Origin of the sequence: Skermanella mucosa, from assembly GCF_016765655.2 — a bacterium.
Lineage (GTDB): Bacteria > Pseudomonadota > Alphaproteobacteria > Azospirillales > Azospirillaceae > Skermanella > Skermanella mucosa.
Genome location: NZ_CP086108.1, coordinates 333223 through 354946 on the forward strand (window position 1 = coordinate 333223; position 21724 = coordinate 354946).

8 protein-coding genes are annotated in these 21724 nt (G+C 72.3%); 2 read left to right on the plus strand and 6 right to left on the minus strand.

The annotated features are described in order from the left end of the window. Window positions 1-21: 21 nt before the first annotated feature. Window positions 22-3804, minus strand: coding sequence for a BTAD domain-containing putative transcriptional regulator (locus tag JL100_RS34525; RefSeq protein WP_202683271.1), 3783 nt, complete (start codon window positions 3802-3804; stop codon window positions 22-24). A gap of 148 nt (window positions 3805-3952) precedes the next feature. Between JL100_RS34525 and JL100_RS34530 the strand changes: the two genes are divergently transcribed. Then, complete coding sequence (locus tag JL100_RS34530; RefSeq protein WP_202683272.1) at window positions 3953-4150, plus strand: hypothetical protein; 198 nt, start codon at window positions 3953-3955, stop codon at window positions 4148-4150. A 726-nt stretch (window positions 4151-4876) separates the two neighbouring features. Here JL100_RS34530 and JL100_RS34535 read toward each other — a convergent pair. Then, the gene (locus JL100_RS34535) at window positions 4877-5104 is read right to left on the minus strand and encodes a hypothetical protein (RefSeq protein ID WP_202683273.1); all 228 of its coding nucleotides are present in this window, start codon (window positions 5102-5104) and stop codon (window positions 4877-4879) included. 393 nt (window positions 5105-5497) lie between these two features. Here JL100_RS34535 and JL100_RS34540 point away from each other — a divergent pair, with 393 nt between their 5' ends. Further along, entirely contained in the window at window positions 5498-8086 is a 2589-nt protein-coding gene (locus JL100_RS34540; RefSeq protein WP_202683274.1) for a toll/interleukin-1 receptor domain-containing protein, read from the plus strand. A gap of 118 nt (window positions 8087-8204) precedes the next feature. Here JL100_RS34540 and JL100_RS34545 read toward each other — a convergent pair whose 3' ends face one another. The 4 genes from JL100_RS34545 to JL100_RS34560 form a co-directional block, all read right to left on the minus strand. Then, window positions 8205-8948, minus strand: coding sequence for a glycosyltransferase family 32 protein (locus JL100_RS34545; protein ID WP_202683275.1), 744 nt, complete (start codon window positions 8946-8948; stop codon window positions 8205-8207). After that, window positions 8945-9712: an SDR family NAD(P)-dependent oxidoreductase gene (locus JL100_RS34550; protein WP_202683276.1), complete on the minus strand. Its 768-nt coding sequence runs from the start codon at window positions 9710-9712 to the stop codon at window positions 8945-8947. Before JL100_RS34550 ends, JL100_RS34545 begins: the two co-directional genes overlap by 4 nt. An 89-nt stretch (window positions 9713-9801) precedes the next feature. Then, window positions 9802-10539: a hypothetical protein gene (locus JL100_RS34555; RefSeq protein ID WP_228421713.1), complete on the minus strand. Its 738-nt coding sequence runs from the start codon at window positions 10537-10539 to the stop codon at window positions 9802-9804. Window positions 10540-10716: 177 nt separating this feature from the next. After that, window positions 10717-21723, minus strand: a complete 11007-nt coding sequence (locus JL100_RS34560) for a non-ribosomal peptide synthetase (protein ID WP_202683278.1) — start codon at window positions 21721-21723, stop codon at window positions 10717-10719. Between the last annotated feature and the right edge of the window lies 1 nt (window position 21724).

The window sequence follows — 21724 nt, forward strand, 5'->3', positions numbered from 1 at the left end:
GCCCTGCGGGCCAAGGCCGACCTACGAAAATTGGAATTTTTTCAATGCCTTCTCGATGCGGGGGGTGTGGCGGTCGAGGGCGGCGGCGCGGCAGGTTTTCAGGACGCGGGTGAGGTCCTGGCGCAGGTCGCAGCCGCGCTCGCCCCGGCCGAAACGGGCGAGCAGGCGGCCGCGGGTGGTGAACAGGCTGCTCCAGGGCAGCGGTTCGGGGCTGGCATAGTCCTCCAGCCCGTCGGCGTAGCGCTCGGCTGCCTCCCAGTCACCCATGTCGAGCGCCGTCTCGATCGCCTCGCGGTGGAAATAGAGGTGGTTGTGGCTGACGCTGCCCCGCGCCAGCATGGCCGCACCCTCGTCCAGCAGGCGGCGGCGCTCGTCCGGGTCGTCGCCGGCCAGGGCCATCAGCGCCAGGATGCTGGGACCGAGATATCCCTCCCCCGTGCGCAGCGCGATCTCCAGGGCCTGCCGCAGCAGGTCGAGGCTCTCCTCCCGCCGGCCGGCATGGAGCGCCATCCGGCCGAGGCCCAGCAGGTTCTCGGCCTCGAACCGCCAGGCGCCGAGCTGGGCGGCCAGGGCCTGGGCGCGGGCGAAGTGGGGGCGGCCGGCCTCCTCGTCGCCCAGCTCTCCCAGCATCTCGTTGGCGACGATATGGCTGAGCAGTTCGGCCCGCCGGTGGCCGATCCGGACGGCGACATCGATCGACTCCCGCGCCGTGGCGAGGGCGGCGCCCGGGTCGTTCATGAAGAACCGGGTGACCGCGTCCATGTAGAGGTTTTCCGCCTCGATCCGGGGCAGCGACCGCTCGCGCGCCCGGCGGACGCAGCGGGAGAAATAGCCGTGGGCGGTGATCATCCGGCCGCGCAGGTAATAGGCGTCGCCGAGCCCGCTCATGGCATGAAGCTCAAGGTCGGGCTCGTTCGACCGCCGCGCCCAGTCCAGGGCGGCCTCGTGCTCGCGCAGGCAGCCGTCGAGGTCGCCGCGGGGGAAGCACAGGTTGCCGCGCAGGTGGTGGATGCGGAACCGCTCCGCCGCGAGGCCGGCGCGCATGGCCGCCGCCTCGGCATGCTCCAGCGCGTCCATCGCGCCGGAGAGGTCGTCCACCACGCGCATGCCCGACGCCAGCCCGAGCCAGGCGCGGCAGCGTTCCGCGTCGGTCTCCGCCAGGTCGCGGGCCTGCCCGTAGGACCGGATCGACGGGGCGACGGACCCCAGCGCGTCCAGCACCTCGCCGTGCAGGCAGGCCAGCTCGAACCGGTCGGCGCGTCCGCAGTCCAGCGCCAGGCCGCGCTCCACCAGCGACAGCGCGCGCTCGAACCTGAAGCCGGCGGCGTGGAACCGGGCGGCTTCCAGGAAGGCCGCGGCGGCCCCCGGGTCCTCCGCCTGGGCCAGGTGCTCGGCATGCAAGGCCGGGTCGCGCCCGGCGTACCACGCGGCGGCGCGGCGGTGCAGCTCGCACCGGCGGGAGCGGAGCAGGCCGGAATGGACCGCTTCCTGGACCAGGGCATGGGCGAACAGGTAGCCGCCGCCATTTCCGCCATCGGGGGCCGCCGGGCGGACCAGCGCCTGGTCGAGCAGCGCCGCCATTCCATAGTCCGGGTCGTCCAGCAGCGTGCGCAGGGCGTCCAGGTCGAAGCGCTGGCCCAGCACCGAGGCGGCCTGGAGCGCCCGGCGGTCGGCAGCGGGCAGCGCGTCGGTGCGCGCCAGCACGATGGCGTGGATGGTATCCGGCACGGTGCCGCCGGTGCCCCGGCTGCGCAGGAGCTGTTCCAGGAACAGGGGATTGCCGCCGGACCGGGTGACGCAGCTTTCGGCGAAGGACCGGTCGTCCGCCGCCACCGCGTGCGTCAAGGTCTGGGCCAGGCTCTGGGCCTCCGCCGGGCGGAGGGGGCCGAGGTCGATGGTCATGATCGGCACCCCGCCGGCGGCGGCCCGCCAGGCGGCGTCGAGCGGGTCGCCCTGGACCCGGGTCGTCAGCACCAGGATCAGCGGGCAGTCGGCCACCAGCCCGGCGAGCATCGCGACGTAGGGTTGGACCTGGGCATCGGCCCAGTGGACGTCCTCGATCGTGAGGACCAGCGGCCGGTCGCCGGCCACCGCCCGGACCAGCGCCGAGATGACGGCGCGGCGGCCCAGGTCGCGGGTGCCGTGGTCCAGCGCGTCGTAGACGGAGCGCTGGTCGGGCGGCAGGGGCCGGTCGAGCAGGGGGGCGAGGTGGATCCCATGCTCCGGGCCGAGCGTGCCGGCGGCCGGCAGGTCCGCAAGCGCCCGGACAACCGCCTTGATCGCGTCCTGGCCCCGGCCGACGCCGAAATCGAGCACGCAGCCGGTGACGCAGCGCAGTCCCTGGGCGCCGGCCAGGGCCTGGAACTCCTCCACCAGCCGGGTCTTGCCGATGCCGGGTTCGCCCCGGATATGGATCACGGTGCCGCTGCCGGTCTCGCGGCAGGCGGCGAGCAGGCCGTTGAACTGGTGCAGCTCCGCCCGCCGCCCCACGAAGGGGCGGGAGGCCGCCGCCTTGCCGGTGCCGGCCGTGCGAAGCCCCCGCAATCGCCAGGGCGGCCCGCCGCCACCCTCCAGGTCGAGGAACCCGTCCATCGCCTCCCGCACCCCGGGGGAGATCAGGATGTCGCCGGGGCCGGCCAGGGTGGCGAGCCGGTTCCCCTCCTGCATGGCGGTGCCGGTCAGCACGAAGTCCGGCCCGCCGTCCACGACGACCAGCCCGCAGGAAACGCCGATGCCGGGAGGCTCCGCGGTGCCGTCCACCCCGGCGCGCAGGTCGAGCGCCGCGCGCAGCGCCCGCTCCGGATCGTTGCCGTGGGACCGGCGCGCGCCGAACGCCGCGATCACCGTGTTGCCGGCGTGGCGGTAGAGGTCGCCGCCATAGCTCCGGGCGATGCGCTCCACATGGCCGACCGCGTCGGCGGTCTGCCTGTGCATGTCCTCCGGATCGGCGGTATCGGACCCGGACAGGGCCGCGCAGAGGATGGCGGCGACGCGCAGCTCGGGGGCGGAGGGGAAGGGGCGGGGCGGCGCCTCGCCGGCTTCCGGGAGGGGTGCCGCGGCGGGGTCGGGCGGGTCGGCCCGGCTGTTGCGGCGGCGCTCCCGGATCTCCCGCAGGAGCGCTTCGGTCTCCGGTTCGGGCCGCACGCCCAGCTCGCGCTCCAGGACGGAGCGGCAGGTCTGGTACTGCTTCAGGGCGGCGGCGTGGCGGCCCTGGCGGGCATAGAGCCTCATCAGGGCGCGGTGGGCCGGTTCGCGCAGGGGATCGAGCGCCAGCAGCCGCAGCGCGTGGCGGACCCCGGCCTCGGCGTCGCCGGTTTCCAGGGCGTGGTCGAGCAGCCGGCCCAGCACGCCCTGGATCTGCTCGCGCAGGTGCCGGCGCTCGACCTGGAGCCAGTCCTCGAAGGCAGGCGACCGGGACGGGGCGCCGTCGAACAGGTCGCCGCGATAGAGCTCCGCCGCCCGCGCGAGGTGCGCGGGGGAGCCGTCGGCGACGGCCGCCCGGAATTCCGCGACGTCGGTGGCGAGGGTCCCGGCCGGGACGGCGACGCCGTCGCCCTCCGCGCTCAGGACGGGCAGGCAGCGGCGGAGCAGGGCCAGCGCCTGGCGGAGGCTGCTGCGGGCGAGGGCGTCGGGGCTGTCCTCCCACAGCAGCGTCGCGAGCTTCTCGCGCGGGTGGGACTGGCCGGGGCGCAGGGCCAGGTACGCCAGCAGGGCCATCGGCTTGCGGGCGGTCAGGGGGATCGACGATCCGGCTGGCGATAGAAGGTCGAACCCGCCGAGAAGATTGAGGCGATGGGTGCCCACGGGCTCCTCCTCGCGCACGATCATGAGGGACGACGATGAACGATCTTGCCACCCCGGCCCGGCGGCGACCAGGAAAAACGCCATCGGGAACCGCCCCGGCGCCCTCCTGTTGAGGTCGGTCCGAGCATCTGAACCAAGGAGTGGCCCCATGGCCGAGCAGCAAGACAAGTTCCACCGGGTCGGCGGCAACACGGACCCCAAGGCCAACCCGCCGAGCCCCGACGGCCCCGACGCCGTCCACAACCCGCCCGAGACCAACCGCGGCAACAAGCCGGGCCAGGTCTCCCAGGAAGCCGGCAAAACCGAGAAGCCCGAGCCCAGCACCGAGTCCGGCGCGCCGGGCTGAGGGGTCGCCATGGCCGGGCGTGATCCATGGCCGTCCGGCACGGCAGTTCCGCCCCGCTCAAACGGTCTGCATGGCGACGGCAGCACCCTCCTTTTCGTCATACCCGGACTTGATCCGGGTATCTCCCCGCACGGCGTCGCTGATGGAGTCTGCAAGCGATGACCGGGTCAAGCCCACGGCTATCCGGCACGGTACTTGCGGTTTTCTCAAAAGAGTTGATCAGGGGAAAAAGCACCCCCTTGTCGTCATGCCCGGACTTGATCCGGGCATCTCCGGCCACGGAGCCGTGGTGAGACCTGCGATACGATGGCCGGATCAAGTCCGGCCATGACGAAAAGGGAATATTTCTGCCTACGGCTAATACTTTTCCTCTTTGAGCAAATACCGTGCCGGACAGCCGTGGGTCAAGCCCGGTCATGACGGCAAAGGGAGGAACGCTCTGCCGAAATCCGACCATCCCCTTGCAGACCTAATCAAGCAGCCGACAAAGCCGGCGCGGACGGGGCTGAAAGAAAGGGATTTGGCCACAGATGCACGCAGATGGACGCAGATAAGAAATCGATAAGTATCTGCGTCCATCTGCGTGCATCTGTGGCTAAGTAATGATCCCTGCCTTGGACGGTGCTGGGCCGGGAGGAAGGGATTTGGCCACAGATTACGGCGATATCCTCAGATGATCCGGGCCGTATCTTTGTCCATCGCCGTAATCTGTGGCAAGAGCCTGGATTACGTTTGCGCCCCTCCCGCTATCCCGGACGGCGCCCGGCGGTCGATGGTGAAACGGGCGGTTTCCGGGTCGAAGCCTCGGCGGTCCATCTCGTCCACCGCTTCGCCCAGCATGTTGACGAGGTAGACCGCATCGTCGTCGGCCAGCGGCGCGCCGTCCGCGTCGAACACGCGCATGTCCTTCAGCCCGGCGTCGAACCGGGCTTCGTACCTTCCTGCTTGTGGCATGATGCTTACCCCCGCGCCGCCGGACTGACGACGGTGGGAGCCCCCCGCCGCGGCGAACGAGGTCGCCGCGGCGGGGGTAACAATGACCGGAGCGCGAACACTCCGTTTGTGCTAATCAATTGGGTAGCCATGGATGTGGTTCCTTGATCAAGAGGCATCTATGGTCAGGCCGGGCCTAGGAGTCCCCACTCTTTGGCTCGGCCGCCACGTCCGGGTGGTGTGGCGCGCGAATTTTGATCCGAATTCGCGCGCATGTCAAATTATGCGCATATTTCAGAATGTTTTCGCGCAATAATGCTCCCGACGCGGTTCCGCTGCTGCTATAATGCCCGCATCGGTTGATCTTGAAGGCTTGGCATCGTCGCTGCCGGCCGGTACCGGGCGGGGCGGGCGATGGAATACGATATCTTCTTCAGCTACGCCTTCGCCGACCGCGACGCGGCTCTGCCGGTGATCCAGGCGCTGCGGGCGCGAAAACTCCGCGTTTTCAGCTTCGAAACGGAGATTCAAGAAGGCGAATCCATCCAGCGCCGGATCGTGGAGGATCTTGGCCGCGCCCGGATGATGGTGGCGTGGTATTCGGCGACTTACCCGACCAGCCGCGCCTGCCAATGGGAGCTGACTTCCGCCCTCATCGCCGCCCGGCACGAGTCACCCGACGGCCAGATGGTGGAGCGCCGAATCCTGGCGCTGAACCCGGAGGAAGATGTCGGCCATCTCCAGCCGGCCGACATTCTCGTGAAGAGGTTCGTCAATGCGCGGGGTGTCCGAGCGGACGAACTGGCCGGCCGGGTCGCTGACCGGCTGGCGGGGCTGACCGGCAACTTCGGGAGAATCAAAGCCTTCAGCGGCACGCACTGGCACGGCGGCAACCCGCGTGCCGGGTCCAACCGGTTCGTCGGCCGCTTTCCGGACATGTGGCGGATCGACAGTCACCTGTCGAAGAACAGGATCGCGCTGATCGCTGGCGCCAGTCCCAGCCTGATCCAGGTGCAGGGCATGGGCGGCATCGGCAAGACCCTGCTGGCGGAGGAATACGCCCGGCGCTTCGGCGCAGCCTATCCCGGCGGCATCTTCTGGCTCAATGCCGTCAAGGGGCAGGACCTGGGCGCGCAGCGGCAGGGCATTGCCGGAAACCTCGGCATCGCGGTCGCCGGCCTGGGGCCGCACGAGGTCGAGGGTGCGCTGAAGATCAAGCTTGCTGACCTGGACAGCTACCTGTGGATCGTGGACGACTTGCCGCCGGACGCTGGCATGGCCGACCTGAACGCCTGGAGAGCACCCACCGACAACGGCGCCACCCTGGTCACCACCCGCGGCACCGGGCTGGACGGGGCGGGCTTCGTCCACCGGCTGGGGCTGCTGTCGGGTACCGAAGCCCATGAGCTTCTGACCAGCCGCCGATCTGCGCGTAGCGATGACGAGCGGGCGGCGGCGCGGGAGATCCTGGCCCTGCTGGGCAACCATGCTCTGGCGGTCGATGTGGCGGGTGCCGCCGTCGCGATGCTGGGCTATGCGGCCTTCCGCGACCGGCTGCGCGATCCGGCGAAGGACGCGACGGAACTTGCCGCCGAACTGGCCGGCGACCTGCCGACCGGCCATGCCCGGCAGATCGCGGCCACCCTGCTGGACAGCATCGACCGGCTGGACGCGGCGGGCCTGCGCTTCCTGCACCTCGCCGCCCTGCTGGCCCCGGCGCCCATCCCCCTGTCCCTGGCCGCCGATGTCTTCGCCCGGCAGCCCGGCGGCGACGACGGCTTGGCCGAGGCCGCCCGCGCCGTCAAGGCGGCCGCGCGCGAAGCCCTGGCCGAACACATCCCGGGTGGGGAGGAGGATGCCGGCGACGCCGTGTCGGTCCATGTGCTGGTCAGCCGCACCCTGCGCTTCCACAGGGGCGATCCGCCGCCCGCGATGCGCGACGCCGCCGTGGCGGCGTTGAACGAGTCGATGGAGGAGGCCGGCGACATCCGCAACCATGCCGCCTTACTGCCCCTGGTCCCCCACGCCCGCGCCCTGACCGGGGACCTGCCGGACGTCCCTACAGCCACGCTCCTGTCGTGGCTTGGACGGCTCAATAATGAGCGGGGAGCCTACGCCGACGCGGAGGCGGACTACCGCCGAACAGTCGAGGCCAGGAAACGCCTGCTGGGCGCCGAGCATCCCGACACCCTGACCAGCATGAACAATCTGGCCGAAACGCTCCGGGCACAGGGCGACCACGGCGGCGCCCGGACGTTCCAGGAGCAGGTGCTGGCGCTCCGCCGCCGGGTGCAGGGCGACGAGCATCCCCACACCCTGACCAGCATGAACAATCTGGCCGTAACGCTCGATGCACAGGGCGACCACGGCGGCGCCCGGGCGCTCCACGAGCAAGAACTGGCCATCTGCCGCCGGGTGCAGGGTGACGAGCATCCCGACACCCTGGCCAGCATGAACAATCTGGCCCTGACGCTCCAGGCACAGGGTGATCACGGCGGCGCCCGGGCGCTCCACGAGCAGGAATTGGCGCTCAGCCGCCGGGTGCTGGGCGAAGAGCATCCCGACACCCTGGCCAGCATGAACAATCTGGCCACAACGCTCCGGGTACAGGGCGACCACGGCGGCGCCCGGGCGCTCCAGGAACAGGTGCTGGCGCTCTGCCGTCGGGTGCTGGGCGACGAGCATCCCAACACCCTGACCAGCATGAACAATCTGGCCCATACGCTCTGGGCACAGGGCGACCACGGCGGCGCCCGGGCGCTCGAAGAGCAGGTGCTGGCGCTCCGCCGCCGGGTGCTGGGCGACGAGCATCCCGACACATTGCTCAGCATGAACAATCTGGCCGAAACGCTCCGGACACAGGGCGAAGCTGACCGAGCAATGGCGCTGGTGGCCGAGGCATTGCCCATCGCACTGCGGAAATATGGTCCCGAGCCCGAAGTTTCGCAGTGTTTGATCGCCAGGGCCAAGCATCTCGGCCTGCCGATCCCGCCCCTGCCGTAGTCTACGTCGTCGCCTTGATCCTCCGATGGGATCAGCTATGCCAGCGTTCGGCATCGGCGATCCCGCCGCTTCGCCGCGCCGGGGTGAAGCGGCAGGCCGTCTGGACGCCGCCGCCGCCTCACCCCGGCGCGGCGAAGCGGCGGGCGAGCGCCATCACCGGCTTGAGGGCGGCGTCGAGGGCGCGGCGCCAGGGGGACATCCAGGTCTGGCTCATGTGGTGGATGCCGTAGGAGCGGGAGGTGTCGGGGTCGATGGTGATGCGGCCGTTCACTTCCGCCGGGGTGCCGGGCTCGAAGTACCAGGAGGGGCAGACCAGGGTGTCGGCGTCGGCCTCCACGCCGCTGCGCCGGACGCAGTCGGTGAACAGGCGGGGTCCCGTGCTGTGCGCCATGAACAGGGCGTCGGCATCGACCAGGAGGTTCAGCGGCGAGCGCTTCGGGCGCTGGTGGTTGGACTTCAGCGCCTCGAACACCGTCTCCCAGAAGCGGTGGCCGGGCACGCTGCCGACGATGGCGTTGTTGTACCCCACGGTCCGCGACAGCAGCAGGCTTGGCCGTTCCACCAGCGTATCGATCGGCTTCAGGCTCTCGATGTCGCTGTCCACATAGAGGCCGCCCAGCGTGTGCAGGATGAAGTAGCGCACCGCGTCGATGCGCTGGATGTTCAGCGGATAGCCGTCGTAGATCGGCAGGAACCAGGCGTGGTTTTCCGCCATGAAGGCGCGCATGGTGGTCTCGTTCCACAGGTGGAACGACCAGTCCGGGTGGTTGCGGCGCCAGCCGTCGCCGAAGGCGCGGAACTTGGCGGGCATCTGGTCCTCGCCCTGGTACCAGATCTGGTGGATGATGCGCGGGATGCTCATGAATAGCTCGCCCCGCCGTCCACCTGGATGACCCGGCCGGTGAAGAAGTCGCATTCCACGATGAAGCGCAGCGCCGCCCAGATCTCCTCCGGCCTGCCCATGCGGCCGAGGGGCACGTCGGCCACCATGCCGGCGCGCTCGTCGGGGTCCAGGGCCTGCGCCATGGGCGTGTCGATCAGCCCCGGCGCTATGCCGCCGACGCGGATGCCGTATTGCGCCAGTTCCAGCGCCCAGGTCCGCGTCGCGGCGTCCAGGCCGGCCTTGGCGGCGGCGTAGTTGCCCTGGCCCGGGTTGCCGGCCCCGGTGATCGAGGAGATGTTGACCACGAGGCCGGGGCTGACGCCGTTCTCCAGCATCTGCGAGACCACCTCCCGCGCCATCACGTAGCAGCCGGTCAGGTTGGTCTCGATCACCGACTTCCACTGGACGCTGGGCATCTTGCGGACGAAGCCGTCCTCCTCGCGCAGCGCCAGGACGCCGTCGCGCAGGATGCCGGCATTGTTGACCAGCAGGTTCGGCGTGCCGAGCCGGGCCGCCGTCTCGCCCAGGAAGCCGCGCACCGAGGCCTCCTGGGTCACGTCGAGCGCCATGGTCTCGACCCGGCCGGCGAGTCCCCGGGCCTCCTCCGCGAGGGTGCCCAGGCCGTCGGCCTGGATGTCGCCGGCCATCACCCGGGCGCCGGCGCGGGCCAGCTCCAGGGTGAAGCAGCGCCCCAGCCCCTGGGCGGCCCCGGTGACGACCGCGGTGACTGTGTCTATGCGCATGACCTGTTCTTTCGTCTCGGGGGCTTTGGCGATGCGGAGGCGGCGGCGTACCGCCTCCGCAATCTCGACGGGGCGAAGTGAAAACCGAATTAAGACGGCAAGGGCTGCCTGTAGGCTGCGTCGAAGCGGTCGCCGTTCCGTAGGCGTTCGATCAGCGCCAGGAGGCCGGCACGTCCATTCCGCGCCAGCCATCCGCGAACCTCATGGCCGACCATCGGGTAAACGACCATCGGATGATCCGGATTGCCTTCGATGGCGGCTTGAACGTCGCCGTACCGGACGACGGCACGACTCCAGTCGCCGTTCGACATCAACTCGGTCAACTCAGGCCGTGGCAACGCGCGTCGCTCCACCGTCCGCCAAACTTCTTCGGAATGCATCGGCTCGCCGCTTACGGCCACGGCCAGTCCTTCATCGAACCATGATGGCAGATCTCCCAGAACCCAGCGCGTGAGCCAGCCCAGCCGGGCACTCAGTTCGGTATGCGACCACTCGTGACTGACCATGTGAACCGTGGAGCCACGGGGGGAAAGCAACATCCGATCTCCGAAGGCCAGCGCCCGCTGTCGGCCGCCGCCGAAGCTTTCGAAACAGCTCTGCGTCGAGCAGGCCACTATGTCCGGCGTGGAAACAGCAGCTCCATAGACTTCGGCGATCCGGCTTCTTGCTTCGGCGACATTGGTGACGAGTGCGCGTCGCACTTCGTCCGACATGGAGCTGTCGACGTAGATGCCCTCGGCGATTCGTTCCATGCCGAACAGCTCGGGGTTGAGAGCCTTGGCATAGCCTACCGCCGAGCATCCGCCGAGCCCGCCGATGAACAGCATCAGGAGAGACGACAGCCGCAGAAAGCCTCGGAGCCGGTTGTGCCTCATTCATTCCCGCCATATCTCGATCGGCTCGGTAGGCCAAGTTAATCGCCATGATCACGTTCCGGGTAGCGTTGCGATGCCGCAGCACGGGTATTCGATGGGAGACTTTCGCTTGACGGATGATCGGCCGGCTCATTGAACGATTTGGGCTTTGCCGGCGGAGCGGGCCTGCCGCAGGGCTTCCTTCTGCTCCGGCGTCATGGCGAGCAGGCGGAGATAGGCCTGGGCCACCTTCAGCGCGCGGCCGGGCGATGCCTCCCGCGACCGCAGCAAGGCGGCCTGGGCGGCGACGGTCGGCGCCTCCAGGAACTCGCGCAGGCGCAGCTCGGTCTGGAACACCCGGCCAAGCTTGGCGTGGATCCGCATGGCGACCAGGGAATGGCCGCCGAGGTCGAAGAAATCTTCCTCGACGCCGATCTCCCCGCCGCCGAACGCCTCGGCCCACAGGCGGGCGACGGCGTCCTCCACCGGGTCGCGGGGCGCCAGCCGGGTGGCGGTCACCTCGACGGGGGCCTGGGCCAGGGCCTTGCGGTCGATCTTGCGGTTGGGCGTCAGCGGCAGCTCGGGCAGGATGCGCCAGACCGTCGGCACCATGTAGCCGGGCAGGCGGGCGAGCGACCGCTCGCGCAGGTCGGCGACGGCCAGTTCGGGGGCGGGTTCGGGCGCGCCGTCCTGCGGGACGAGGTTGGCGACGAGGCGCGGTTCGCCCTGGCCGTCGCGGCCGATCACGACCACCGCCTCGGCGATGCCGGGCAGGGTGCGCAGGACGCTCTCGATCTCGCCCAGCTCGATGCGGAACCCGCGGATCTTGGCCTGGGTGTCGAGCCGGCCGAGGATGTCGAAATCGCCGTCCGGCCGCCGCACCGCCCGGTCGCCGGTCAGGTAGCAGCGGGCGCCGGGCAATCCGGGGAAGCGGTTGGGCGCGAAGCGGTCGGCCGTCAGGTCGGGGCGTTCCCAATAGCCCTCGGCGAGGCCGTCGCCGCCGATCGCCAGCTCACCCGGCGCATCGACCGGGGCGGGGCGGCCGAAGGCGTCGACCACGCCGATCCAGGTGTTGCGCACCGGCGCGCCGACCACGCCGGCCTGAGCCGCGTCGTCGATCCGGCGGGCGGCCGACCAGATCGTCGTCTCGGTCGGGCCATAGACGTTCCACAGCGCGACGCCGCGGTCCAGCAGGGCCGCCGCCAGGTCGGCGGGAACCGCCTCCCCCCCGACCCAGCCGGCGAAGCCCTGCGGCGGGCGCCAGTCGGCGGCGAGCAGCAGGCGCCAGGTGGCGGGTGTGGCCTGGAGCACGGTGGCGCCCCGGGACGCGATCAGCTCCGCGAGCGCTGCGCCGTCCACGGCGGTGGCGCCGCCGCACAGCACCAGCGTGGCGCCGGCGGCCAGCGGCAGGAACAGTTCCAGCGCCGCGATGTCGAACGACAGGGTGGTGACCGCCGCCAGCCGGTCGTCGCGGCCGAAGCCGGGCCGGTCCGCGAAGCTGTCCACCACGTTGGCGAGCGCGCGGCGGCCGACCGCGACGCCCTTGGGCCGCCCGGTCGAGCCGGAGGTGAAGATGACATAGGCCAGCCGGTCGCCCTCGCGCGGGTCGGGGGGGACGGGCGCGTCGGGGCCGGCCAGCAGGTCCTCCACCGTCAGCACGGGGGCGGCGGTGGGCGGGGCGTCGGCGCGCAGGGCGCGGGAGGCGACGACGGCGGCGGGGCGGCCGTCCTCCACCATCATCGCCAGCCGTTCCGCCGGGAACGCGGGGTCGAGCGGGATATAGGCGGCCCCCGCCAGATGCACGCCCAGGAGGGCCGGCAGCAGGTCGGCGCCCCGGTCCAGGAAGATGCCGACGCGGTCGTCCGGGCGGATGCCCGCCGCGGCGAGGCCGGACGCCACGCGCCGGGCACGCTCGGCCAGCTCGCCATAGGTCAGGGTCGCGTCCTCGGCGATCACGGCGAAGCGGCCGGGTTCGGCCTCGGCATGGTCCAGGATGCGGCGGTGGACGGGGAGCCCGACCGGGCCGGCGGTGCCGGTGGCGGCGGGGCTCGGTGCTGCCGGCAGCAGGTCGGCGATCCGCTCCCGCGCGGGGTCGCCAAGGGCTTCGAGCAGGGCCGCCAGCTCGGCCAGGAGCGCGCCGGCGGCGCCCTCGTCCAGCCGGGCGCGGTCCCACATCAGTTCCAGCCTCAGGCCGTCGCCGGGGAGGGTCCCGGGAAGGACGTAGAGGCTGAGCGGGAAATTGTTCTGTTCCCGCGCCGTGACCGCGCCGACCGCGAGGCCGGCGGAGGCGCGGACCTCGGACGCGACGGGGTAGTTCTCATAGACCAGGATCGCCTCGAACAGCGGCTGCTGGCGGGGGCGCCCGCTCCAAGACTGGATATCCACCAGCCGGCTGTCCTGGTGGGCCGCCAGATCGCCGAAGCCGGCCTGGAACGCCGGCAGCCAGTCGGCGAGATTCGCCGCCGGGTCGAGCACGGCCCGCACCGGCAGCGTGTTGATGAACATGCCGACCATGCCGTCGGAACCGTCGAGGTCCTGCGGCCGGCCCGACACCGTGACGCCGTAGAGCACGTCGAGCGTGCCGCCGTAGCGGCCGAGCAGCACCGCCCAGGCGGCGTTGACCAGCGTGCTCTGGGTGACGCCGTGGCGCCGGGCTGATTCGGCGAGGCGGGCGGCCGGGGCCGGGGGCAGGTCGAGGCTGCGCATCGCCATGCCGGTCCCGTCGCCGCGCTGGCGGCCGGCGGCGGGGAACGTCGCCTCCGGCGCGTCGGCCAGCCGATCGCGCCAGAAATCCGCGGCCTTGGCCGGATCTGCCTTCGCGAGGCGGGCGACATGGTCGCGGAAACCGTGGTCGCCCGGCAGGTCCGGGGCCTCGCCCCGCGCGATGGCGGCCAGCGACCGCATCACGCCCCGGAACACGATCGGCATGGACCAGCCGTCCAGCAGCAGGTGATGGTGGCTCCACACCACCTGCCAAGCGATCTCCCCGATCCGCGCCAGGGTGACGCGCATCAGCGGCGGCGTCGCGGGATCGAAGCCCCGCGCCCGGTCGTCGGCCAGGAAACGGTCGAGGGCGACGGCCTGCCCGGCCTCGTCCAGGCCGCGCCAGTCCAGCACCGCGACCGGCAGTTCGGCGCGAAGGGGAATCCGCTGGAGCGGCCGGGGCAGCCCCGCCCAGGCGAAGCCGGCGCGCAGGTTGGGATGGGCATCGAGCACCGCCTGCCACGCCCGGGTCAGCCCCTCGGCGCCGAGCGGGGTGTCCAGCCGGGCGGTGACCTGCTGGACATAGACGCCGGAGGCGGAGTCCTGCTCCACCGTGTGGAAGAGCATGCCTTCCTGGGCGGGGGTCAGCGGATAGATGTCGTCGAGGTCGCCGTCGCCCAGGACCAGGGGAAGCGTCTGGGCGTCGAGCCCCGCCAGCGGGAAGTCGGACGGCGTCCAGGCGGCCCGCGCCGCGGCACCGTCCAGGCGGACGAGCCGTTCCAGCGCCTGCGCGAAGCGGTCGGCCCAGGCTTCGACCCGGGCGGCGGCGTGCAGCGCGGGGACATGGATCCAGCGCAGGGTGAGCCGGCCGCCGACCACGGCGGCGACCAGTTCCAGCGCGTGGCGCCGGGGCGCGTCCGGGTCGATGGTGTCGCCGACCGCCTCCGGCGCCAGCGCGATCGGGGCGGAGCGGCCGAGCACCCCGTTCACCTGGCCCAGGAAGTTGTACGCGAAGGCCGGCTGCGGGGCGGAGGCCAGCCGGTCCGCGACCTCCCCGTCGCCGTACCAGCGCAGCAGCCCGTAGCCGACGCCGTCGTCGGGGATCGCGCGCAGCCGTTCCTTGACCCGGGCCAGCGTCGCGGCCGGACCCTTGCCGCCGTCATCGCCGCCGCCGGCGGGCAGGCGGAACGGGTGCAGCGCGGTGAACCAGCCGACCGTGGACGCCAGATCGACGCCGGGGACCAGGTCCGTGCGGCCATGGGATTCCAGCGCGATCCGCAGGTCGCCGGAGCCCAGGTCGGGAGCGACGGCCTCGGCCAGGGCGGCCAGCAGGATCTCGTCCAGCTTGGCGCGCAGCTTCTGCGCCGCGGAGCGGAGGAGGGTGACTTCCCCGGCGCCGATCTCCCGCTCGACCGTGCGGGCATCGCCCTCGACCGCGGGGCCGGCGCCGTCGGACGGCAGGTCGCCGGCCTCGCCCAGCGCCTCGTCCAGCCAGTAACCGGCCTGCCCCGCGATGCGGGGGCCGGCGGCGGCGGCTTCCAGCCCGCGCGCCCAGCGGCCGAACGCCGGCCGCAGGGGCGGCGGCTCGGAAAGGGAGCCGATCAGCGCCCAGCCGAGATCGATCAGGATCAGGCGCCAGGAGACGCCGTCCACCGCCAGATGGTGGGCGACGATCATCAGGCGCGGCAGTTCCGGTGCCGGAAGGGTATAGAGAACGGCGCGGACCAGCGGCCCGGCGGCGAGGTCCAGGGTGCGCTGCACGCCGGCGGCATGGGCGACCAGGGCGGCGCCGTCGGCCACCGCGACCGCCTCGAACGGCACCGGGGCGGCCTGCTCCGCGTAGGTCTGCTCCCAGCCGGCATCGGCGCGGCGGAAGCGGAGGCGGAAGGCGTCGTGCCGCTCCAGCGCAGAGCGGACCGCCGCAGCCACCGCGTCGGGCGCCGCCGGCCGCTTCAGGGTGACCAGGACGGCGTGGTTCCAGTGCGACGGGTTGGGCGGCGGGTCGGCGAAGAACCAGCGCTGCGCCGGGGTCAGCGGGACGGGGCCGGCCAGCGGCTCGGCCGTCGGTTCCGCGGCCGCGGGGGCCGGCAGCGCGGCGGCGCGCGCCATGTCGGCCAGCTTGGGGTGGCGGAAGACCTGTTGCAGGGTCAGGATCAGGCCGCGCGCCTTGGCGCGGGCGACGATCTGGAGGCTGAGGATGCTGTCGCCGCCGAGCGCGAAGAAATCGTCCTCGGCCCCGACCCGCTCGACCGCCAGGACGGATTGCCAGACCTCCGCCAGGGTGGTCTCGGCGCCGGGGGCGGGTGCCCGGAAGGGGCGGCCGGAGTCGGGTTCCTGCGGGGCCTCGGCGGGGTCGGGCAGGGCGGAACGGTCGATCTTGCCGCTCGCCAGCAGCGGCCAGGACCGGACGGCATGGTACAGCGCCGGCACCATGTAGTCCGGCAGGCTGGCGCGGGCGTGGTCGGCCAGCGGCTGTTCCCAGCCGGCGCCGGACTCCTCCAACGATATTTCCACATAGGCGACCAGCCGGGGCGAGCCGCCCGGGCCGGGACGGACGGAGACGGCGGCGCGGCGCACCAGCGGGTGCCGCTCCAGCACGCGCTCGACCTCGTCCGGCTCGATCCGGTATCCCCGCAGCTTGGTCTGGCGATCGACGCGGCCGAGATAGTCGAGCCCGCCGCCGGGGGTCCGGCGGACCCGGTCGCCGGTGCGGTAGAGCCGCGCGCCGGGCGTGCCGGAAAACGGATCGGGGACGAAACGTTCGGCCGTCAGGTCCGGCGCCCCCCAGTAGCCGCGCGCCAGCCCGGCGCCGCCGACATAGAGCTCGCCCGGGACGCCGTCGGGGACGGGCATCAGGTCGCCGTCCAGGACATGGAGCGCGGTGCCGTCGCGGGAATCGCCCAGGGTCGCGGTGTCGCCGGCCTCGAACCCCTCGACCCGGCGGATCGAGCATTCGACCGTCGTCTCCGTCGGGCCGTAGAGGTTGATCACCTCCACCGGCAGCAGCGCCTGGAGCCGTCCGACCAGCGCCATGGGCAGCGCCTCGCCGCCGACCGCCACGCGCCGCAGGGTGCGGCAGTCCGCCAGGGCGGGCTCGCGCAGCAGCAGGTCGAGCTGGGTCGGCACCAGATGGAGCAGCGTGACGCCGCCGGCCGCGATCTCCGCCGCCAGATAGGCCGGGTCGCGGTGGCCGTCGGCGCGGGCGAGCCGCAGGGTGGCGCCCGACATCAGGGCGGCCCACAGCTCGTCCACCGAGGCGTCGAACACCACCGGCGTCTTCTGGAGCATGACGTCGTCGGGCCGGACCGGATAGTCCCGCAGGAACCACGCCATATGGTCGGCCAGCGCCTGGGACGGCACGGCGACGCCCTTGGGCTTGCCGGTGGAGCCGGAGGTGAAGATCAGGTAGGCCAGCGCGTCGGGGTGGTCCGTCCCCTCCGGCGGGGTCGCGGGAAGGCAGGCTATCTCCAGCGCCTCCGCGGCGAGGTCGAGGACGCGGGTGCCGTCCGGCACGGCCACGCCGCCGGTGCCGCCCGCGGTTATCAACACGGCCGGCCGGCAGGTCTCCAGCGAGGAGGCGAGGCGGGTCGGCGGCTGCGCCGGGTCGAGCGTGACATAGGCGCCGCCGGCCAGCAGGGTTCCCAGCATGGCGGAGACGAAGGCGAAGGAGCGTTCCAGCAGCAGCGCCACCGGCCGGTCGGGGCCTACTCCCAGCGCGCGCAGCCGATGGGCCAGCCGGGCGGAGCTGTCCGCCAGCTCGCCATAGGTCCAGCGGTCGCCGCCGGCCACCACGGCGGTGCGGTCCGGCGACAGGCTCGCCTGTTCCAGCACCACGCGGTGGACGGGGACGGCGGGGGCCTCGGACGGGAAGTCGGGCGCGGGGGGGAGGGCTTCGACCAGCACCGCGTCGGCGAAAGGCCGGTCGGGCGCCTCGGCGAAAGCGCGCAGCGCGCCTTCCAGCAGGTCGGCGGCGGTCTCCGCGAAGCTGTCGGGGAACTGGGCGGCGTCGAAGCCGATGCCGACGCGCAGCGGCCCGCCGCCGGCATCGTCGCTGAAGCTGACGCTGAACGGGATGTCGATGTCGTCGAACGACCTGGTGTCCAGCAGCTCGATGTCGCGCAGCCCGGCGAGGCCCTGGTAGACGTGGAAATTGACGAAGTTGAACGAGGTCTCGAACAGCGTCCTGCCGCCGGCGATCCGGCGCAGCTCGGCCATGGGAAGGCGGCGGTTGGGGAGCATGGCGGCCTCCCCCGCATGGACGGCGCGGGCGAGGTCCAGCCAACTCCAGCGCCGCTCGATCCGGAAGCGGAACGGCAGCGTGTTGAGGAACAGGCCGAGGACGCGCGTGCTGTCCTGGTCGTCGGGCCTGCCGTTGGACACCAGCCCGGTGACCACGTCGGACGATCCGGCGAGCAGCGCCAGCACGCGCAGGTGTGCCGCGAGCAGCAGCGCCTTCAGCGGCAGCCGGCTGGCCCGGGCGACCTCGCGCAGCCGGTCCTTCAGCTCCGGCGGGAACGCGCGGTCGATCCGGCCGGACGGGCGCGGGGCGTCGGCCGGGCGCCTGACGCGCGGCAGGGAGGTTACCGGCAGGCCGGCCAACGCCCCTTCCCAATAGCCCCGGATCGCGGGGTCTTCCAGGGCTTGGGTCTCCAGCGCGACGAAGTCCCGGAAGCTCGCCGCCGGCGCCGCCGGCAGCGAGCCTACGCCGCGGCCCAGGCGGTGCAGGTAGCGCTGCACCCATTCCGCCAGGAAGGTCGCGACGCTCCAGCCGTCGAGCACGGCGTGGTGGAAGCCCAGGCTGAGATGGACCACGTCGTCGGCGAGGCGGTGGACCGCGATCCTGCCGCACGGGGCCTTGCGCCAGTCGTAGCCGAGCCGGCGTTCCTCGGCGACATGGGCCGCCAGTTGGATTTCCTGCTCCGCCGGGGGCAGGCCGCGCAGGTCCGATACCGTGAGGGGCGACGGCACCTCCCGGTGGACCAGCTGGAGCGGGCGGGAGAAGCTTTCCAGGTCGAAGCCGGTGCGCAGCGCCGGGTGGACCGCGATGGTCTCCGCCAGCGCCTGTTCCAGCGCCGGGATGTCCACCGGCAGGCGCAGGCGGAACAGGAACAGGTCCTGGTACAGGGACTGGGCGGCGTCGAAATCGCCGTGGAACAGCATGCCGGCCTGGAGCCGGGTCAGCGGATAGGCGTCCTCCGCCCAGGCGGGCATCAGGGCGCGGTCGGATTCGGGGACCAGGGAGAAGGGGCCGGCGGGCACCAAGGCGGGCGCTGCGGTGGCGGGTCCGGCGCTGTCCAGTGCTGCGGCGAGGCGGCGGACGGTCGGGTTGCCGAAAAGCTGCGGCAGGCTGGCCGCGACCCCCTTGTCGCGGGCCAGCGCCACCAGCCGGATGCTGCGGATGCTGTCGCCGCCCAGCGCGAAGTAATCGTCGTCGATGCCGACCCGCTCGATGCCCAGCGCCGCGGCCCAGGCCTCGCACAGGATGCGCTGGGTCTCCGTCTCCGGCGCGGCGTAGGCGCCGGCCACGCCGGTGCGGGCGGCGTCGGGGTCGGGCAGGGCGGCGCGGTCGATCTTGCCGTTGACGGTCAGCGGGAAGGCATCCAGCGGGACGAACACTTCCGGCACCATGTGGTCGGGCAGCCGGCCGCGCAGGAAGTCGCGCAGCGCGTCGGCGCCGGGCCGGGCCTCGCCGGGACGCATCGCCAGATAGGCCACGAGGCGCCGGCCGGCGGGTCCCTGCGGCGCCAGGACCAGCGCCTGGGCCACCTGCGGGTGCCGGGACAGGGCGGATTCGATCTCGCCCGTCTCGATCCGGAACCCGCGCACCTTCACCTGGTGGTCGCGCCGGCCGCAATATTCGATGTCGCCGTCGGGCAGCCGGCGGGCGAGGTCGCCGGAGCGGTAGAGCCGGGAGGCGGCGCGCTCGACGAAGCGCTCGGCGGTCAGCTCCGGCCGGCCGAGATAGCCGCGGGCGACGCCGGCGCCCAGGACGCAGATCTCCCCGATGGCGCCGGGGGGCACGGGATGGCCGTGCTGGTCCAGGATCTCGATGCCCAGGTCGGGGATCGGCCGGCCGATCACGCTGCGGCTGCCGGCCTCGATGTCGGCGCTGCGGATCGGGCGGTAGGTGACATGCACCGTCGTCTCGGTGATGCCGTACATGTTGACCAGCTCGGGCATCCTGTCGCCGCGCCGGGCCACCCAGGGGGCGAGCATCGCGGGCTCCAGCGCCTCGCCGCCGAACACCACGGTGCGCAGCGCCAGGTCGGGCCTGGCTGGCCGCGCCGCGTCGGCCGCCATGAGCTGGGCGAAGGCCGACGGCGTCTGGTTCAGCACCGTGACCCGCTCCCGCTCCAGCAGGGCCAGGAAGGCGTCGGGATCGCGGGAGACCAGCCAGGGCACGATGACCAGGGTGCCGCCGTGGAGCAGCGCGCCCCACGTTTCCCAAACGGAAAAGTCGAAGGCGAAGCTGTGGAACATGCACCACACGTCCCGCTCGCCGAAGCCGAACCAGGGCTGCGTCGCAGCGAACAGGCGGAGCACGTTGCGGTGGGTCACCACCACGCCCTTCGGCGTCCCGGTCGAGCCGGAGGTATAGATGACGTAGGCCGCGTCGTCCGGGCCGGCGGCGCGGCTATCGGCGGGGTCGGGAACCTCTGACGGCCGGTCGATCAGGACCGGCGCCGGGGCCTGCGGCAGCCGGCCGGCCAGTTCGGCGCTGGTCACGACGATGGCGGCGCCGCTGTCGGCGACCAGGAACGCCAGCCGCTCCGCCGGATAGGCCGGGTCGAGCGGCAGGTAGGCGCCGCCGGCCTCGACCACCGCCAGCATGGCGACGATCAGGTCGGCGGACTTCTCCAGGCAGATGCCCACGGGCCGGTCGGGTCCGGTCCCGGCGGCGCGCAGCCGGCGGGCCAGCGGTGCGGCGCGGGCGGCCAGCTCGGCATAGGTCAGGCGCGCTTCCCCGTCCACCACGGCGGTGCGGTCTGGGAAACGCGCCGCGGCGGCGGCGAAAGCGTCGGCCAGGGAGGGGGCGGGCAGGGCGACGTCGCGGATTTCGCCGGCTTCGGGCGGGGTGGCCAGCAGGCCGATCGAGGCGACCGGGCGGGCCGGGTCGGCGGCCATGGCGTCCAGCACATGGGCCAGGTGGCGGAACACGCCCTCGGCGGCCTCGGCCGGGATGCGGGCGGTATCGACCGCGACCTTGACCGTCAGCACCTCCCCCGGGACCACGATCAGGGTCAGGGGGTAATGGGTCTTCTCGATCAGGCTGGCGTCGCGGACGGCGATCTCGGGCACCGCCTCGCCCAGCCTGTCGCCGAGCGGAAAATTCTCGAACGCGAACAGGCTCTCGAACAGCGGCTCGCCGCGCGGCACCGGCGACCAGCCCTGGATGTCGGTCAGGCCGCAATGGTCGAAGCGCTGAAGCTGGAGCTGGCGTTCCTGGACCTGCCGCAGCAGGTCGGCGACCGGCGCCGCCGCGTCGATGGCGACCCGCAGGGGCAGGGAATTGACGAACAGCCCGACCATGCGCTCTGCCCCGGGCAGATCGGCCGGGCGGCTGCTCAGCGTGATGCCGAAGGTCACGTCGTCGGTGCCGGCGTAGCGGCTCAGCACGATCGCCCAGGCGGCCTCGACCACGCTCGCCTGGGTGACCCGGCAGCGCCGGGCGAGGTCGGCCAGGGCGGCCGTGGCGGCGGCGTCCAGGCCGAAGGTCCGCTGCTCGATCCCGCCGGCCCCGCCGCGCTTCCCGGCGATGTCGATGCCCAGGGGCGTCGGCCCTTCCAGCCCGGACAGCCCGTCGCGCCAGAACGCCTCCGCCGCCGCGCGGTCCTGGCGGCCGAGCCAGGCGACGTAGTCGCCGTAGGCGGCGGGGGCCGGCAAGGCGGCCAGGGTGCCGTCCCGCTCGGACCGGTAGAGGGCGAACAGCTCGCCCATCAGGATCGGCAGCGACCAGCCGTCCAGCAGAAGGTGGTGGTGGCTCCAGACCATGCGGAACCGGTCCGGACCCAGCCGGATCAGCGTGATCCGCATCAGCGGCGGGCGGTTGAAGGCGAAGCCCTTGCGGCGGTCCTGTTCCAGGAAGTCGTCGAGACGCGCCCGCTGGGCGGCTTCGTCCAGGCCGCTCCAGTCCTCCGGCGTGATGGAGAACGGCACTTGGTCGAACACGACCTGCACCGGCTCCCGCTGGCCCTTGGTCACGAAGGCGGAGCGCAGGATGGCATGGCGGTCGATCAGCCGGCGCCATGCCCGCTCGAAGGCGCCCGCGTCCAGGTCGCCTTCCAGGGTGACGCAGAGCTGCTCGAAATAGACCGCGGAGTCCGGCTCGTACAGGGCGTGGAACAGCAGCCCCTTCTGCAAGGGCGTCAGCGGATAGATGTCCGCGACCGCCGGCTTGGCGGCGGGCTTGCGGGCGGGTCCGGTCGGGGAGGCGGCGGAGGGGTTCGCGGTCATC

Coding starts and splice junctions, on each gene's coding strand:
- JL100_RS34540 (WP_202683274.1), top strand. CDS start 5,498: ATGGAATACGATATCTTCTTCAGCTACGCCTTCGCCGACCGCGACGCG.
- JL100_RS34535 (WP_202683273.1), bottom strand. CDS start 5,104: ATGCCACAAGCAGGAAGGTACGAAGCCCGGTTCGACGCCGGGCTGAAG.
- JL100_RS34545 (WP_202683275.1), bottom strand. CDS start 8,948: ATGAGCATCCCGCGCATCATCCACCAGATCTGGTACCAGGGCGAGGAC.
- JL100_RS34560 (WP_202683278.1), bottom strand. CDS start 21,723: ATGACCGCGAACCCCTCCGCCGCCTCCCCGACCGGACCCGCCCGCAAG.
- JL100_RS34555 (WP_228421713.1), bottom strand. CDS start 10,539: ATGCTGTTCATCGGCGGGCTCGGCGGATGCTCGGCGGTAGGCTATGCC.
- JL100_RS34550 (WP_202683276.1), bottom strand. CDS start 9,712: ATGCGCATAGACACAGTCACCGCGGTCGTCACCGGGGCCGCCCAGGGG.
- JL100_RS34530 (WP_202683272.1), top strand. CDS start 3,953: ATGGCCGAGCAGCAAGACAAGTTCCACCGGGTCGGCGGCAACACGGAC.